Source organism: Proteiniphilum propionicum, from assembly GCF_022267555.1.
Taxonomy (GTDB): Bacteria; Bacteroidota; Bacteroidia; order Bacteroidales; family Dysgonomonadaceae; genus Proteiniphilum; species Proteiniphilum propionicum.
Genome location: NZ_CP073586.1, coordinates 3,243,820 through 3,261,242, shown reverse-complemented (window position 1 = coordinate 3,261,242; position 17,423 = coordinate 3,243,820). Strand labels below are relative to the sequence as shown.

General features: G+C 44.2%; 11 protein-coding genes. 9 read left to right on the top strand and 2 right to left on the bottom strand.

All coding sequences use genetic code 11. The features are described 5' to 3' along the window. Nucleotides 1-102: 102 nt before the first annotated feature. Nucleotides 103-1,746: an alpha/beta hydrolase gene (locus KDN43_RS13500; RefSeq protein ID WP_238866931.1), complete on the bottom strand. Its 1,644-nt coding sequence runs from the start codon at nt 1,744-1,746 to the stop codon at nt 103-105. Between the two features lie 506 nt (nt 1,747-2,252). Here KDN43_RS13500 and KDN43_RS13495 point away from each other — a divergent pair. Beyond that, complete coding sequence (locus tag KDN43_RS13495) at nt 2,253-2,549, top strand: hypothetical protein (RefSeq protein ID WP_238866929.1); 297 nt, start codon at nt 2,253-2,255, stop codon at nt 2,547-2,549. On the opposite strand, the gene KDN43_RS13490 is transcribed toward KDN43_RS13495, so the two are convergent. Continuing rightward, a complete protein-coding gene (locus tag KDN43_RS13490) occupies nt 2,542-3,417 on the bottom strand; it encodes a pirin family protein (RefSeq protein WP_238866927.1) in 876 nt (291 codons plus the stop codon). The genes KDN43_RS13495 and KDN43_RS13490 overlap by 8 nt on opposite strands. A gap of 401 nt (nt 3,418-3,818) precedes the next feature. On the opposite strand from KDN43_RS13490, the gene KDN43_RS13485 reads away from it, so the two are divergent. The 8 genes from KDN43_RS13485 to KDN43_RS13450 all read left to right on the top strand — a co-directional run bounded on the left by KDN43_RS13485 (nt 3,819) and on the right by KDN43_RS13450 (nt 17,421). Continuing rightward, on the top strand, nt 3,819-4,967 hold the full coding sequence (locus tag KDN43_RS13485) for a glycoside hydrolase family 130 protein (protein ID WP_238866926.1): 1,149 nt from the start codon (nt 3,819-3,821) through the stop codon (nt 4,965-4,967). A gap of 14 nt (nt 4,968-4,981) precedes the next feature. After that, nucleotides 4,982-7,633, top strand: a complete 2,652-nt coding sequence (locus KDN43_RS13480; protein WP_238866925.1) for an alpha-L-rhamnosidase — start codon at nt 4,982-4,984, stop codon at nt 7,631-7,633. Nucleotides 7,634-7,666: 33 nt separating this feature from the next. After that, nucleotides 7,667-9,040 (top strand): SGNH/GDSL hydrolase family protein, encoded by a 1,374-nt coding sequence (locus tag KDN43_RS13475; RefSeq protein WP_238866924.1) that lies wholly within the window; start codon nt 7,667-7,669, stop codon nt 9,038-9,040. A 110-nt stretch (nt 9,041-9,150) separates the two neighbouring features. Next, nucleotides 9,151-10,983: a RagB/SusD family nutrient uptake outer membrane protein gene (locus KDN43_RS13470; RefSeq protein WP_238866923.1), complete on the top strand. Its 1,833-nt coding sequence runs from the start codon at nt 9,151-9,153 to the stop codon at nt 10,981-10,983. A 31-nt stretch (nt 10,984-11,014) separates the two neighbouring features. Then, nucleotides 11,015-11,470: a DUF5004 domain-containing protein gene (locus tag KDN43_RS13465; protein WP_238866921.1), complete on the top strand. Its 456-nt coding sequence runs from the start codon at nt 11,015-11,017 to the stop codon at nt 11,468-11,470. A 15-nt stretch (nt 11,471-11,485) separates the two neighbouring features. Then, nucleotides 11,486-12,550 carry a DUF4961 domain-containing protein gene (locus tag KDN43_RS13460; RefSeq protein WP_238866920.1) on the top strand — a complete coding sequence of 355 codons (1,065 nt, stop codon included), beginning with the start codon at nt 11,486-11,488 and terminating at the stop codon, nt 12,548-12,550. A 32-nt stretch (nt 12,551-12,582) separates the two neighbouring features. After that, nucleotides 12,583-15,648 carry a SusC/RagA family TonB-linked outer membrane protein gene (locus tag KDN43_RS13455; protein WP_238866918.1) on the top strand — a complete coding sequence of 1,022 codons (3,066 nt, stop codon included), beginning with the start codon at nt 12,583-12,585 and terminating at the stop codon, nt 15,646-15,648. Nucleotides 15,649-15,660: 12 nt separating this feature from the next. After that, complete coding sequence (locus KDN43_RS13450; RefSeq protein ID WP_238866916.1) at nt 15,661-17,421, top strand: RagB/SusD family nutrient uptake outer membrane protein; 1,761 nt, start codon at nt 15,661-15,663, stop codon at nt 17,419-17,421. Nucleotides 17,422-17,423 lie beyond the last annotated feature (2 nt).

The following is a 17,423-nucleotide window of genomic DNA, read 5'->3' as shown; positions in this document are numbered from 1 at the left end:
AAAAAAAATTTTGAAAAGAAAAATATCCTAAAAAGAGTTTTTTGCAAAAAATTAAATAAACTTCCAGAGGTAATCTTTAGACTGAAAACTTACACGAAACTTTTATTTATTAAATTCCTTTGCGGTAAGAAACTCCCAAATACGTTCCAGGTGGGTATAACTTCCTGTTTCCGGAGAAGCTTTTCGCTGGAAACAATGTTCGCGAGTAGCCAAGGTATGAAGTTCACTCTGAATGCCTATTTGTAGAATTTTCTCCCAAGTCTTTACTGAGTTCATGGCTGCCCATCCATCGGCATCTCCGTGTATAAACAGCATAGGAGCAGTTTTCAAATCGAATGAGAATTCCGGAGCCAATACAGCATCATCTTCATTTCCTTTTTTCACATTGGGTTGATTCAATCCATCGGTCAGTGCATAGGCAGGATAAAAGCCAATCCCCCACTGCACATGACAAGGCTGTTTGTCAATTGCGTCAATAGGCAAATAAGACCGATGTGAAGACGAAGTAACTCCCATTAAAGTTAGGTGTCCGCCTGCCGAACTGCCCATGATACCAATTCGTCCCGGATCAAGTCCGCGCTTAGCCGCTTCGCTTCGTACAATTTTAATGGTACGCTGCAAGTCTTGCCAGGCAGTTGTATGCTTAGCCAACCCAGTTGTAGGCCGAGGTGTACGATACTTTAAGGTTACTACCGTCATCCCCTTTTCATTCAGGAAACGACGCGCAGGTGCTACCTCAAAACCATCCGGGTCGTTTCCTGTATAACTTCCTCCCGAATAGATAATCTGTATTGCCTTTGTTTTCAGGTTCTTTGGTGTATGCCATTCTAGATATGGTGTACACTGATTAGGCTGAATATCTGGTGTTTTTCCCTCTGGCCAGATATCCATTTTCGAGTAATCAAGGCGGTCGCTATCATCGGCATAGCGCTCCATCAACTCCACCTCTTCTTCTAACTTACCCATATATCCCATTTGGCGCATAAATTCAATTCCTCTTTCCAGTCCGAAAGCGCCATGTCCCTTATCCGCATACAGGTGTAATTCGGCAGGAATATTCATTCGTCTGAGTTGCCGGTAAACCAATGTTGAAGTATGTGGAGCATAAACGTCGGTTCCTCCGTGATGAAGACTCATTGGGCAGGTTCGTTCATCAAATTTAAAAACTGAACTCAATTTTACATCCGTTCCATATCCTTGTCGGCTTGCAGGTATGCCTGTTTCGGCATCGGTAGTACCATAAGCCGGGGCATTCACAATCGCCCAATTGATATGACAAGGCAGCTCGTCTATCGGGTCTATTTTATCATAAGCCGAAGTTTGCGAACTGGTAGCCAATAGCAAGGCTAAATGCGAACCTGCCGACATGGAGATAACTCCAATCCTTTCCGGATCAAATCCACGTTTCCTTGCTTCGCTTCGAACTTTACGAACAGCACGTTGTCCATCTTCCCATGCAGTTTGATAAATTGGCAGCCCCACGGGTCTGGGCGTCCTATATACAAAGTTCACACATTGAAATCCTAATTGCGTAAATGTTTTGTTCCATAGTTTAATGAGTTCCATATCACAACAGGACTCGTAACCACCGCCCGAAATAAGAATCATACATCCTCCATTGCGTACTTCCTCAGCTGGTGCATCGTACCATTCCAAGTAAGCGACCCGATTCTTGTCCGCTTTAAAATCTTTTTGCCTGGCCTCGTCTGTCATGGCAGCAATCTGATGGTCTTGCCTATGTGGCATTTTATCCTTTGGCCAAATATTAACTCTTTCACTAGCAAATAAACTAATGCTAATAAACAAAGCTAATAAGCATGTCATCTTTCTCATAGTCGTATTTTTTAAATATAAAGTAAAGAGAACAAAAGTAAGTAAATTCTTTGAAGTAGCTTATTCCAGCTGATGGTCAAAGTTATTTTATCATCTTGTTTTCACCTGATTTCGGTTTAATGTAAGCCTTATCAACTCCATTCCTATTAGGAGTACATTATGACTATATTAGAGCGATATTAGGAGTTGTACCAGTTCAGGAAGATACAGTACCGTCCAACTTTGCCAACGCTATCCTTCCAAATATTTAGTTTGGATGATAATAAGGGATAGTGGGGGATAGCAACTTTTGTATTACCTTGGGTTCAGGTGGAGCGTTAAAAAAAACACAATTCGTACGTGTTCAAGAACATTTTGTTTCTTTCTGCGGTTCTAAAAATGTACTGAGATGCATCAGATACAGCATAAATCATCTAATTATGAATGCAATGAAAGATTTTGACGGAAAGAGCCGGAAAATGGAAAAAGATCCGAGCCAATATATAACGGAGGAGGATAATATCAACGACTTCGACCTGGAGACAGATTTGGATGAGGATCCGGACATCGACCTGGATGAAGATCCGGAATGGGACCCTGAATTGGATATGGATATCGACCTGGAGATCGATCCCGACCAAAGCGAGGCCAGCCGATATAACGAAGAAGAATTCCTGGACTCCGATGAACAGGTCAATGAAAATGATTCATTAAATGAAAACAGGGTGTTTAATTGACTCGTTTGATAAAAGTGCCGCGATCCAGTTCGTCGAAAGCCTGTTGCAACTCTTCCCGGCTGTTCATCACAATGGGGCCACCCCAAGCGACAGGTTCACGGAGTGGTTTGGCTGCCAGCAGCACAAAACGGGCACCCTGATTTCCTGAGCGTACAACGACTGCATCGTTTGTCTCTTCATCGGGATTGGCGGAACGAAATAAAACGGCACACGACTTCTCTTCAAAATCCGAGAGCTGCTCATCCACAGCCAATGTCCCGTCCAGCAGATAGATGAACAGCGTTTCATTGTTTGGGGTTTCCGTGTAGGTCCATGTACTATCGGGTGCAAGATCGATATCAAGGTAGGTAACCTTCACATACTTGCCTTCAAAGACGCCTTGTTTTCCTTTATAAGAGCCTGCCAGTATCCTGACAACCGCATTTTCTTCCGTTGTAACGACAATCTTGTCCTTCGTGATATCACCATAGGCGGGTTCGGTCATCTTATCTTTTGCCGGCAGGTTGACCCAGAGCTGGCACCCCAGCATCCTCTCCGACGCTTTCGGCATCTCCTGATGGATGATTCCCGATCCGGCTGTCATCCACTGGCACTCCTGGTCATGGATGGTTCCCTTGTTGCCCAGGCTGTCGCCATGTTCAATTTTGCCTTTCACCAGGTAGGTGATCGTTTCGATGCCTCTGTGCGGGTGCCAGGGGAACCCTTTGATATAATCCTTTGGATCTGAGGAGTCAAATCCATCGAGCATGAGAAATGGATCGAAATCGGGATTGGTTTCTGCACCCAATACCCTGCGTAAACGAACACCGGCGCCATCTACCGCATGTTGGCCTCTCACAATTCGAGTCGCTTTTCTTTTATTCATCATTTATTCTATTGTTACAGTGTCAAACTTTGATCAGGAAGGGCAAGCATATGCCTTTTCATTGGTTAAAAATACTGGGTTTTTTTAAAAAGGCAAAATAAAAAATATATAATTTAAAGATCGAATGTCACACCTTTTTTTTTAATACCCTTTAAGTCAAGATCCGTTTTTTTGCAAGAAAAGCGATTTATTTTCTTCAAAATGGTTTACCAAAGGGATCGATCATTGTGTCGCTAATATGTATGTAATGAGAGGAATAAGGATTTTGCCCTTTCAATAGTTTTACTTTATGCGCTACTTTGAAATGGAATCCTCCCGTTTTGCGCGTAAATTTGTGTGTTTGGAAAAAATGACACAATACAATATCAAGAGAAATCTTACCAATATTTTCAGATTTAATTTTAATGAAATTTAAAAATAATCGTACCCCTTTTGTTACAACAATTCTCGGAATCACTTCGTTGGTTCTCCTGTTCTGTTCCTGCAATCATTCCAACCAGGAATATGAACCTGCTTTTCCCCTGGGGGAATTTGTCCGCCCCAGGTACGTGAATCCAATCATTGTTCCCGACACAACAGCGCTGTTTCACTGTCCAATGAATAACAGCGATGTTTTTTGGGAGAAAGGGGATGTGTTCAATCCTGGAGTCGTGGTAAAAGGAGAAAAGCTACATCTCTTGTACCGCGCAGAAGACAACTCATCGGTGGGTATAGGTACGCGTGTTTCAAGAATCGGATTGGCCGAATCCCCTGATGGATATACAATGAATAAAAGGAACGCTCCGGTGATCTACCCGGATAGCGACCAGAACAAAGCATACGAATGGCCGGGAGGATGCGAGGACCCCCGTATAGCAGTGACCGAAGAGGGTACTTTTGTGCTTTTTTACACTTCGTGGGACAGAAAAACGGCCCGATTGTGCGTAGCTACCTCTACAGACTTGATTCACTGGGAAAAACAGGGGCCTGCATTTGCTAAAGCATACGAAGGCCGCTTCCTGAATGAGTGGTCAAAAGCATCCAGCATCCTGACCTGCCTGAAGAATGATCGACAGGTCATCAAAAAGATAAATGGACATTACTTCATGTATTGGGGCGAGTATGTGATTTATGGTGCTACATCTACCGACCTGCTCAACTGGACGCCCATTCTGAATGAAGACAATGAACTGGCGGTCTTGATGTCACCCAGAAAGGGTTGTTTCGACAGTGATCTGACTGAATGCGGACCTCCTGCCATTTGGACGGAAGAGGGTATTATTCTGTTGTATAATGGAAAGAACAAAGAAGGAGAGGGTGATCACCAATATGCACCGAATGCATACTGTGCCGGACAGGCTCTATTCGATAAAAATGATCCTGAAAAATTGATTACACGACTGGATAAACCTTTTCTGTTTCCCGAAGAAGAGTTTGAGAAGAGCGGACAATATCCTGCCGGAACAGTCTTTATTGAAGGGTTGGTCTATTTTCAACAAAAATGGTTTCTTTATTATGGATGTGCCGATTCAAAAGTGGCAGTGGCCGTATATGACCCGTCCACACAACAATGAAAAAATTTAGTATCATGCGGAAAAGTATCTTGTTTCTTTTATGCGCTTTTTGCAATTTCTATTTTTTGATTGCCAAGCCGATCAGTCTTGTGGATCTGCGTTGTGAGAACCTCATAAATCCAATAGGCATAGATAACCTGGCGCCACACTTCAGTTGGAAATTAAAAGGGGATTCCATCGCGAGGCAACAATCCTTTGAAATTCAGGTCGCTACAGATAGTGTGCTGTTTGATAAAGGGAAAGCCGATTTGTGGAATACCCGCATTCACTCATCCGCCTCGGTGATGGTTCCCTATCAGGGAGCCTCCTTGAGATCCCGCTTGCTTTGCTATTGGAGGGTACGCGTATGGGATGAGCATGGGAAAACTTCTGATTGGAGCCCTGTGCAACGTTTTGCTGTGGGTATCGTAGCGAAGGATTATCTGAAGGGAGCATATATTGGATTGGGTGGGGGAGATGTCAGATCGCCTCTCCTGAGAAAATCATTTGTTGTCAACGAACGAGGTGTCACATTCTTGCATGTCAATTCTTTGGGTTATCACGAAATATACATCAACGGGAAAAAAGTAGGAGAGGATGTGTTATCGCCTGCCGTATCGCAGTTAAATAAACGTTCGTTGGTGGTTACCTATGACGTGACCTCTTATCTGCAGCAGGGAAAAAACGAAATCGTGCTATGGCTCGGACAGGGATGGTATAAGAAGACAACTTTCGGAGCTGAACACGACGGACCGGTAGTAAGAGCCGAAATGTGTACCCTGCAGCAGGGGAAATGGCGACAGATTGTGGCGACAGATGCTTTCTGGAGCGGTCGCGCGAGCGGATACGCAGACACTGGAACATGGCAGGCCCTGCAGTTCGGAGGAGAAAGAATAGACGGTCGACTTCTTCCGGCTTGTTTGACATCCGAGAACCTGGATAGATTGAAATGGGAGCCGGCAAAAGTGATGGCCATTACGCCTCATCAGGTTTCATCTCAAATGTGTGAAACCAACAGGATACAGGAGGTACTTTCCCCAAAGAGTATCGAAGCATTGGGCAACGATACCTGGCTCGTAGATATGGGAAAAATGGTGACGGGATGGTTCGAACTGTCGGTTCCTGCACTCAATGCAGGACACGAGATCGTAGTTACATACAGCGATTTCATGACCAAAGAGGGTCAAATTGAAGAGCAGGGTGAACGGGATCTATACATTGCTTCCGGCAGGGAAGGGGATCTGTTTCGAAATAAATTCAACCATCACGCTTTCCGTTATGCCAAGATTGCCAATCTGCCGGAGAGGCCCACTTCCAGTCAGATAAAAGCATATCTGATACACGGTGATTATCAGCCGGCGGCAACGTTCAGATGTTCCGACAATGAGCTGAATGCTATTCATGACATGGTCAATTATACCCTGCGTTGTCTCACATTTAGCGGTTATATGGTGGATTGTCCCCATCTGGAGCGCACCGGTTACGGCGGCGACGGGAACTCATCAACACAAGCGCTCCAGACGATGTTTGATGTATCGCCCACCTATATGAACTGGTTACAGAGCTGGAAAGATGTAATGCGTGAGGGAGGCAGCTTGCCTCATGTGGCGCCAAATCCCGGTGCAGGAGGTGGGGGACCTTATTGGTGCGGATTCATGGTGCTGGCTCCCTGGCGGACTTTTGTCAACTATGGCGATCCCCGTCCCCTGGAGCTCTACTACGATGCAATGAAACAGTGGATGAGCTATGTGGATAAATATACCGTGGAGGGCTTGTTAAAACGCTGGCCGGATACCCCCTACCGTGACTGGTATCTGGGGGACTGGCTTGCTCCATACGGAGTGGATACCGGTGCTCAGTCTTCCATTGATCTGGTGAACAACTGTTTTATCAGCGAGTGTTTGCAAACACTGGAGAAGATTGCCTTACAACTTGATAAGCCGGATGAGGCACAGCTTTTTGCCGATAAAAGCGCTGTACTGAACAAGTTGATTCATCAAACATTCTTCGATGCCGAAATGAATATCTATGCCACAGGATCGCAGCTCGATATGTCCTATCCCATGCTGGTGGGAGCAGTGCCAGAGGAGTTGATCGGAAAAGTGAGAGATCAGTTGATTTCCCGGACCAAGGAGCAGCACAAGGGTCATATTGCAGCCGGATTGGTTGGAGTGCCCATTCTAACTGAATGGACAATCCGGAACAGGGAAGCAGATTTTATGTATGACATGTTAAAGCAGCGGGATTATCCCGGTTATCTCTACATGCTCCAAAACAATGCCACCACCACCTGGGAATACTGGAGCGGTGAACGCAGCAGGGTTCATAATTGCTACAACGGTATTGGTAGTTGGTTCTACCAGGCTGTGGGAGGAATCCGCCCCGATGAGCAGTACCCTGGTTATCAGCATGTTTTTATTGAGCCGCAGATCCCCGAAGGAGTGACATGGGCGCATACGACCAAGGAGACTCCCTACGGGACCATCATCCTGAAATGGGAAGTGAAAGACAACGTGCAACGGATGCACTTCTTGTTGCCCGCGGGAGTGGAGGCTACAGTTCTTGTACCCAAACATACACAAAAAGGGACACTGAATGAGGATGAACTTTCTTTGGAGGGCGACCTCTTTCTGAAAAGTGGCACATACGATGTAGAGTTTGTGTTGCCGCAGCCGGGTTTGAATTAGAAAAGAAATTATCTCATTTATATCAATTATAGAATGAAAAAAATTGTAGTCGTTATTTATCTGCTGTCAGTCGCCCTTCATATGAGCGCACAAAGTATTCCCGTTTTCAAAGAGGGCGAACGGGTTGCTTTTATAGGAAACAGCATCACCTGCGGTGGTCGTTATCACTCTTATATCTGGCTTTATTATATGACCCATTTTCCGGGAATGCGGATCGATATCTTTAATGAAGGGATCGGTGGTGATGTGGTACAACAAATGTCACAGAGAATGGATAAAGTGTTTGAGCATCGTCCCACCATTGTGACCCTCACTTTTGGGATGAACGATGTGGGGTATATGGATTTTACGCTTCCTGGAAATGATACAATCGGAGAGAGAAATGTAAAAACCTCCCTGAATCATTATCAACAGATGGAGAAGATCCTGAAAAAACAACCGCGCGTAAAAAAAATACTGATTGGTAGTTCACCGTATGATGAAACTTCAAAACTGAATAAAGTCCCTTTTCCTGGGAAAAACAATCTGATTGCGGATATCTCAGATTATCTGGCGAAGCGAGCTGCGGATAATCAATGGTATTTTATTGATTTCAACCGTCCCATGGTCGCAATCAATCAACGGGAACAACAGTTTGATTCTACCTTCACTTTGTGCGGACGTGATCGCATTCATCCTTCCACAGACGGTCATCTGGTCATGGCTTATCTTTTCCTAAGAGCACAGGGTCTGGCTGGTAATCCGGTCGCTGATATTTCCATCTATGCTGCAGGGAAAGCCATTACGCATGCAGTGAATTGTACTGTTTCAGATCTTTCTGTTTCTGCACAAAATATTTGTTTTACTTATCTGGCAAAATCACTTCCTTTTCCTATCGATTCATCCTATTATGACAATGAATTGCACAATCAGGCTGATGGCTTGAAGGTGATTCCATTTATGGAGGAGCTGAACCAGGAAGTATTGACTGTAGCAGGGTTACCAGATGGATACTACTTGCTAAAAATTGGAGGAAAGGAGATTGCCCGTTTTACGGCATACCAGTTAAGACGGGGAATCAACCTGGCTTCTTATGGAAATACCCCGCAATACGAGAGAGCACAGAAAATAGCCAGGTTGAACGAGCAGCGCTGGTTGATGGAAAGGGAAATGAGAGAGTATTACTGGATGGAATATCATTTGATGCGTAGAACAGGAATGTTGTGGAAAGGAGATGAAGCGGCTGTGGATACGCTCCTTAAATACCGAGAGATTGATCCGTTTGTGAACTGGAACCATAAATACTGGCTTCATTTAAGGAGTGAAAGTGTTCGTAAAAATACCATCGAAGAACAACAGCATCTGACCGATCAGATATACCGCGAAAATAGACCTGAAGCATTGAAGGTTGAACTGATCAAACTCTGACACATGAATTTAATCGATGCATTCTGTCAACATAAAAAATATACATAAAAAATATACATAAAAAAATAGAGTCTTAAAAAAATGAGTATTTATTTGAATAATGGTTTACTATGAAGAATTCTTTGAAATTTACTTTATTCCTTTTTTTTGTCTGGAGTCTGGCCTCTTGCAACAATGACTTTCTGGATCAGACCCAAACGACAGATTTGGATGAGAACAAAGTCTTTTCCGACAGTGCGTATACCGCCGGTTTTCTAACCCAGATCTATGTGGATGTAGGATTTGATACCGACCTCAACCGCTTCAATGGCTGGGGTACGAAAGGAGGAGGGTTGCAGGTTGCCAGCGACGAAGCTGAGTTTGTTCAGTCGAATGCCATTTCCACCGGGATGATGTTTGCTACCGGAACCATCAATCCTGTGACGGTCACGGCAGATGTCTGGGAAAAATGTTACCGGAACATCCGTCGGGCGAATGTTTTTTTGAAAAAAGTTGACGGAGCGCCGATTATTGAATCCACAAAACAACAGTATAAATCGGAAGCCAGAGCGCTCAGGGCATGGTATTATTTTATCCTTTTACGTCACTACGGAGGGATACCGTTGATTGGAGATGAGGTCTATGGTGCGGAGGATGAAATGAAAACCAGTCGCAACACTTTTGCCGAGTGTGTGGATTACATTGTAACAGAGGCCGAAGCAGTCCTGAAATCACATACCCTGCAACCACGCACAAGGGGTCGTAACAATGGAAGGGTGAGCGAAGCTGTTTGCAGGAGCCTGATATCCCGTGTCTTGTTATATGCAGCCAGTCCTTTATACAACGGGAGCGGATTTGGTACCGAAGATACAAAAGAACTGCTGGGTTATCCCACCTACGATGAGAACAGGTGGAAACTGGCACTCGACGCGGCAAGGAATATGCTGACGATGAGCGGTAACTTCCGATTGTTTGATTATCATTTGAATGATCGCAAGGAATATGAACCGGGATTTGGATTTTACGCGATCTTCTTTCCGCCCGATTTTAATAATATTACGCAATACGAAGGGCAGACATTTGATATGGGAGCCTATTGCGAATTGATTTTCGAGAAAAAAGATCGTCATGGTGTCACGGTGATGTCTTTTCTGGATCCTCCTTCATGCGGCGGTGGCGGCGATGCTGGTTATGTATACGGTGATCTTGCCAATGCCTTTCCGATGATTGACGGTAAGCCGATAGGTGAAAGTGCATATCCCTACAATCCGTTGCGGCCCAACCTGAACAGAGATCCCCGGTTCGCAAATACGGTGATCTATGACAGTTGTAAGGTTTACAGCGGAGGCAATGCAGATCATATTGTATACACCCGTCAGGGTAGGGGGGCTACGCAGGATGCGGTGCACAGCGGGACTCCCACCGGGTATTATATCCGCAAAATGATTCATCGGAATGCTTCTGCCAATTATTGGCTCGAGCCGCCACAGAATCGTCCTCTGATAAGATATGCAGAGATATTACTTAACTATGCCGAAGCGGCCAACGAGTTTTTTGGCCCTGATTATACTGAGTTCCTTGGTGAACAGGAGATGAGTGTCTATACAGCCTTGAAACTCATTCGAAAACGCGCTGGTATCCAAGCGGGTGAAGATGGAATGTATGGTCTTAAATCCCATATGAGCAAGGAGGAGATGAGAGATGCTATTCGTCTGGAACGTCGTCTGGAACTTGCATTTGAGGGTTTCCGATTCTTCGACGTGCGTCGCTGGAAGATCGCAGAGCAGACAGACAATGTCATGATGCGTGGAATGGAAATTACCAGAGAAGCAAATGGTAATAAAACCTGGCGTGAGTTTGATGTGAGAAAACATGTATTCCGTCAGGGTATGTACTTTTGGCCTATCCCCTATCAGGAGACAGTAAAATCGCCAGATTTGTTACAGAATCCTTTTTATGATTAATAGTGTGAGCGTAAAAAAATAAAAGAATCATATGAAAAACAAGATAATAAAAGTGGCTTTTGTGCTGCTCTCCATGATCGTGTTGAATGCATGTAACAAATTTAGTGCGACGGAGAGCGACGTGTATGAAGAAACTCACAAGGACTTGAGCGGGATCTGGAAGCTGGAAAAAGTAACACGCAACGGAATTGATATTACCGGACTGATGGACTTTTCCAAATTCAGCCTCGAACTGAAAGAAAATGGAAACTATGTGATTGAAAACTACCTGCCTTTTGTGGTAAAAAATAACGGGAGATGGCAAGTGGACGATCCTCTTTACCCTTTTCACCTGATATTTGAGGAAGAAGGGGGAAGCTCGGAGGAAGTAAACGTTGAAATTGAATATATGATTGTAAACGGAAAGCGTTCACTCTCTATTGACCTTAGTCCTGGCTGTTTCAGCAACGTTTATACTTATGTATTTAACAGAACAGATCAACAATAAAAAGGAGATAATCTGATGAAAAAAATGATACAAACAATCCGGGAGAAAAAAGCATTCTACACGATTTTGCTTTTGCTGGGATTAATCATGTTTAGCTGTGTATACCTTGATTCAGTAAAAGTAACGCAGATATATGACGGAGAAGAAGTAGCCTGGGCAAAAGCGGGAGACATCGCTACATTTACGCTCAAGGGACACATTGAATGCCATGAAGATCATAACGGTGTAAAATTTGTGGTGGGTTTCCTTGCTCCAAAGAGTTGGAAAGTGTCGCAGAACGCGAAGGTTACCTACAAAAATGACCTTGCTGAGGATCCCAATCAGGAAAAAACCATGTCATTAATTCCAGAAACATCCTTGCCCAAGAACGGCGGAGGACGCACCTGGGTGGAAGCATTGACACAGGAGTATGGTGTGGGTCCCAACGTGCTGGATGACATGGAATGGGTGGTTTTTTGGACCGACGACTCATGGGATATCGTCAATAATGCCAATCCCAATTATACCATTTACATTCGGACGAATGTGGGAGAACAAAATATGAAAGCAACGCTGGGATTCTTTGTGAATCACACCGATGATGGTTTTAGCAACGGTGGTGATCATAAAAAGGTGAAATTCAGCGATGAATGCTTCGAAGTCGTGGATGGAAAAGGTCTTACAATCGACTATTGCAATGATCACTACAATAAAGTGCAGCCACTGGCATCGTTGCAGGATGATTTTGTGACTTTCAGTTTCAATGGTGCCGTAAACCTGGATAATGCACTCTCCAAATCGGGAGAAGTCTACCTGAAAGCAATTGCTGTCACTGATGCTGGGAATCGTTACACAGTGAATGAAAAGAGTGGAAAAACACAGTTGACAAAAGAAAACGCCTTTTCTGATACCTATAGTATTACAATCTGGCCTTCAGATTTTTTCAGTGTCAATGATGATGAACACATTGTATCTGTGGATTATTGGTTCACAAATAAAAATGAAACCATTGTGATCTCCAAAACGGATGATGATGCCCTTCTGGGTGAAGAAAACCCGGAAGAGATGGCTCCCTTTTATTTCGAGTTTTTGTGTGAATGATTCATCATTGTTTAAAAACTAAAATTATTTGTATGTACACAATTTCATTTACAAAAAAATACTGCCCTTTATTTGTTTGCGTCATCTGTTGCTTTTGCATGGGCCTGGGACCGATAAAAATGATGGCACAGGATAAAGGGAATGCAATGTATACTTGCAGGATTCTGGACCAGGCGAACAACCCTGTGTCAGGTGTTGTGATCAGAGCAAAGGGAGAAAATGCCTTTTCGCAGACGAACAGTGAGGGCTTTTTTTCCTGTGAATACGAAAAAGGAAAAATAATTACACTTACTCATCCCGACTACCTCTACAAGGAAATCACGTTGAATGTATCACAGGAGAACAGTGGGGAGAACTTGATTTATCTGACAGAGAATGCTTTGCAGAACAATCAACCTGTTACCGGACCTTATGGCGAAAGTAAGCCAAAAGATGCTTTTTTGGGGGCTTCATCTACCGTATACACGGACGACCTGACAAAAACTGTTTCGTCAACCATTTTAGAAGCTTTGCAAGGACGGTTGACCGGACTGTATATTTCGCAATACCGAGGTACCCGCTTAACGGAAAGTGACAATTCGCAGTTTTTTCTGAACTCCCGGGGAAATTCCCCGATTGTGGTCATTGATGGAGTGCAGCGTGATCTGTTATCGATTGATCCCGAAGCAATAGAGTCTGTTTCTATTCAAAAAGATGCACTTTCCTCCATGTTTTTAGGAATGCGAAGCTCACGGGGCGCACTGATAATTACGACAAAGAATCCATCGAAGGGAGCTTTTCACCTCTCATTAACAGGACAGTTTGGGGTACAAAGCATGATTAACAAGCCAAAGCCACTCTCTGCCTCACAATACGCTTATATGTTAAATGAAGCATTGTCGAATGATCATAAGGAGATTTTTTACAATTACGATGATTATGCAAAATATCTCGATCAGAGCAGTCCTTTCACCCATCCCGATGTCAACTGGCAGAATGAATTGTTGAATGACCATGCCACTACACAGTCTTATAACCTGAATGTATCGGGTGGAGAGAGGGTCGCACAGTACTATATCAGTCTTGGGTATCATAACGAAAACGGATTATTTAAGACTGACCCGGCCAACAGTTACAATACCAATTTTCAGTTTGAGCGTTACATGATCTCTTCAAAGGTAAATATAAATGTCACGGAAGATTTTACCGCTTCCCTCACTGCACTGGCCCGTTTACAGGAAAACAACCAGCCGGGAGGTACAGGTACTGGATACAGTGATTTGTTGAATGCCATTTACACCACACCCAACAATGCTTATCCGGTGAAAAACCCGAACGACAGTTGGGGTGGCAATCTTACTTTCAACAACAATTTGAAGGCCCAGACTCTTCATTCCGGTTATATTGCCGACAACTCAAGGGATATTTTGGGGACCATGAACCTGAAGTATGATTTTCACAAAGTGGTAAAAGGATTGAGTGCACGTTTCATCGGAAGTGTATCTACCCAAAACCGGTCTTCCGTTACCCGAACCAAAAGGGCACCGGTCTATCAGTTGAAGCTGGAGGAGGGATCCGTGGAACCTTCCTATACGATGTATGGTTCTTCCTCTCCTCAAAGTAATAATTTCTTCGCCAAATCAAATTATCAGTATATGTATGGTCAGTTTGCCATGGATTACACGCGTCGGTTTGACAAACATAATTTTCAGGCCACCTTGCTGGGAGATACAAGAACAGAACTGGTAAATAATGAACTGCCTAAAATTCCCTCCAACGTGATGGAAACATTGTCATATGATTATGATGACAAGTATTTCGTGCAGTTGGCATTGACCGAGAGCTATTACAATCGGTATGCCGAAGGGCGTCGCTGGGGTACATTTCACGCCGTGGGTCTTGGATGGGACATCAGTAAAGAGAATTTCATGTCTTCGTTCAATAAAAACATCAATCAGTTCAAACTGCGTGGCGTATATGGTAAAACAGGAAATGGCATAGACAATACGGGTTACTACGACTGGCGACAGACCTTCGAGCAGATTACTACAGCTGCTTATCCCCAGGGTTCCTCAATGAGCAACGGATACTTCACTCGGGAGTACGGCGCGCTGGCGAATCCTTTTATAACATGGGAAAAATCACAAAAGGTAAATCTGGGTCTGGATGCATCTTTCTTTAACCGTCGCCTGCAATTGACTGTCGACTACTATAATGATAAATATTATGATCTATTGCAAACACGGGGCAAGAATATAGAGCTGATGGGTATTTCTTTCCCTACAGAAAATATTGGAAAAGTGCGAAGATTTGGAACAGATGTTTGGTTGACTTACCAGGACCATGTCGGCTCACTCAATTATTACTTGTCGGCCAATTGGAGTACGGAGCAAAGTCGTCTCCTGTTTAAGGACGAACAAAATGTACCCTATGATTATCTGCGGGAAACAGGTCGTCCTGCAGGGGCACTTTTCGGACTTGTAGCAGACGGATTTCTTACAGCTGGCGACCTGAAGAACGGTTATCCCGTGATGGAGGGTTATGAAAACATTCAGCCCGGAGATGTGAAATATGTGGACATGAATAAGGACGGTACCATTGATGAGTTTGACCGAACTGTGATTGGCGGAGATAAACCCTTCAGCTACTTTGGTGCGAACTTGGGTTTTGAGTGGCGCGGAGTTGAATTCTCCATGTTATGGCAGGGGGCCTACAACCGGGATATTTATCTCAGTGACAGAACCCTCACCGAAGGATTCCAATCTATCGGGCAGAGCTATGGACAAGCGTATCAGGTTCTATTAAACAGATGGACACCGGAGAACGCTGCCACAGCCACTCTGCCGCGACTCTCTGCCGGAGGAAACGGGTATAACCATCAATACTCCTCACTCTGGATGAAATCGGGTAATTTCTACCGCCTGAAGAATATCCACCTGGCCTATTCACTGCCGGTATCTGTTTCTCAAAGATTGCTGGGAGGTGTGAGGGTGAAACTATTTGTAAGTGGACAGAATCTTTTTACAAAATCAGCGCAGAACTGGGTCGATCCTGAGGTCAGTTTTACCAGTGCTCCATTGCAGCGTTGTGTGAGTACCGGAATTAATTTCAAATTTTAAATCAAGATTTACATGAAACGATTGAAATATTTTGTATGGATTGTCGGAATCATCTTCTTTACACAACTCTCGTGTACAGATAATTACGAAAGTCTGCCTGTAGACAGGTTTACCGATGAGTTTGTTTTTTCAACGACTGACTCTACGGGCAAACAGGCGCGACAATTCCTGAACATGATTTATGAGCAATTGCCAAACAGACACAATGGTGTGGGCGGTGACTATCTTGAGGCAGCTACAGATAATGCCCTTTCCATTGCCCTGGATGATGAACCCGATGTATATAAACTGTTGCTGGGAAGATATACAGCAAGCAACCGGATAAACTCTGATATGAAATGGGGCGATTATTATGCCTCTATTCGCAAGGTCAACATCCTGATCAAAAATATCGATGTGGTACCGTTCAAAAGCTTTTATACCGATGCTTTGGGAAATAAACGACCCTTGAATGCATCGATGAAGGCCGAAGCACGTTTTTTAAGAGCTTACTTCTATTTTGAACTACTTCAACGTTACGGGGGGGTACCCTTGATCGGAGATCAGATCTTCGGACTCGAAGATAATCTGGAGCTCCCAAGGAATACATTTTCCGATTGTGTGGATTATATCGTGAATGAAATTGAGGAGATCAAAGATTCACTTCGTACCATTCCATTTGAATACCCTGAGGAGTTTGCGCACGTAGCAACCCGCGAAGCGGCATTGGCCTTGAAGACCAGGGTGCTTCTATATGCTGCCAGTCCTCTGTTTAACGGAAACACCCTGGAAGAAGGAAATGAGCTGGTAGGGTACGCTTCTTATAAACGTGAACGCTGGAAGTATGCTGCCGATGCGGCAAGAAGTTTTATGGATACGTACGGTGAGAATGGCAGCAATGTATTCAAGTTGGCTCCCGATTTCCGTAAGATTTTTACCAACTGGTACGGGGGAGATAATCCTGAGTTGATCTTCTTCCGGAATACCGGAAACAACACAGGATTGGAAACGGTAAACGGACCTTTGGGCTTCTCTGGTATCAGGCTCGGAAACGGACGTACCAACCCCACTCAGAACTTGGTGAATGCTTTCCCGATGAAAGACGGGTTTGCACGTGGCGAAAGTCCGAAATACGCATACAATCCTCAAAGACCTTATGATAACCGTGATCCCAGACTCGACCAGACAGTCTTGCACAACGGATCGAACTGGCTTGGCACACAGTTGAAAACCTATCAGGGAGGGCCTCACAATCCTGCTGCTACAGGTCAGTACTCAAGAACCAGTTACTATATGCGAAAGTTTCTGGGTGATTTTGAGAATGCTGATCAATATGGCAATACGCTTCACCTGTGGATCATGTTCCGGTATGCGGAGATACTACTCAATTTCGCTGAAGCAGAAAATGAATATCTGGATACACCCTCCGACGAGATATATGATGTGCTGATTGCATTGCGCAGGAGAGCCGGAATTGAACCCGGAGACAACCAGAAGTATGGTCTGGAAAGCAACATGTCACAAAGTAAAATGCGCGAAGCTATTCAGAATGAAAGACGCATCGAGCTGGCATTTGAAGAGCATCGCTACTGGGATATACGTCGCTGGAGGATTGCCGAAGATGTTTTCTCGGAACCGGTCAAAGGAATGCAAATTGTCCTAAGCCAGGGCAACCCTTCTTATCAGGAGATCAATCTGATTCAGGCTCCTTTCAATGAGAGGCGCTATCTCTATCCCATTCCCTATTCCGAAGTGAACAAGAATATAAATATGGTTCAAAATCCAAAATGGTAATT

Coding starts and splice junctions, on each gene's coding strand:
- KDN43_RS13475 (WP_238866924.1), top strand. CDS start 7,667: ATGAAAAAAATTGTAGTCGTTATTTATCTGCTGTCAGTCGCCCTTCAT.
- KDN43_RS13455 (WP_238866918.1), top strand. CDS start 12,583: ATGTACACAATTTCATTTACAAAAAAATACTGCCCTTTATTTGTTTGC.
- KDN43_RS13485 (WP_238866926.1), top strand. CDS start 3,819: ATGAAATTTAAAAATAATCGTACCCCTTTTGTTACAACAATTCTCGGA.
- KDN43_RS13490 (WP_238866927.1), bottom strand. CDS start 3,417: ATGATGAATAAAAGAAAAGCGACTCGAATTGTGAGAGGCCAACATGCG.
- KDN43_RS13450 (WP_238866916.1), top strand. CDS start 15,661: ATGAAACGATTGAAATATTTTGTATGGATTGTCGGAATCATCTTCTTT.
- KDN43_RS13470 (WP_238866923.1), top strand. CDS start 9,151: ATGAAGAATTCTTTGAAATTTACTTTATTCCTTTTTTTTGTCTGGAGT.
- KDN43_RS13500 (WP_238866931.1), bottom strand. CDS start 1,746: ATGCCACATAGGCAAGACCATCAGATTGCTGCCATGACAGACGAGGCC.
- KDN43_RS13495 (WP_238866929.1), top strand. CDS start 2,253: ATGAATGCAATGAAAGATTTTGACGGAAAGAGCCGGAAAATGGAAAAA.
- KDN43_RS13465 (WP_238866921.1), top strand. CDS start 11,015: ATGAAAAACAAGATAATAAAAGTGGCTTTTGTGCTGCTCTCCATGATC.
- KDN43_RS13480 (WP_238866925.1), top strand. CDS start 4,982: ATGCGGAAAAGTATCTTGTTTCTTTTATGCGCTTTTTGCAATTTCTAT.
- KDN43_RS13460 (WP_238866920.1), top strand. CDS start 11,486: ATGAAAAAAATGATACAAACAATCCGGGAGAAAAAAGCATTCTACACG.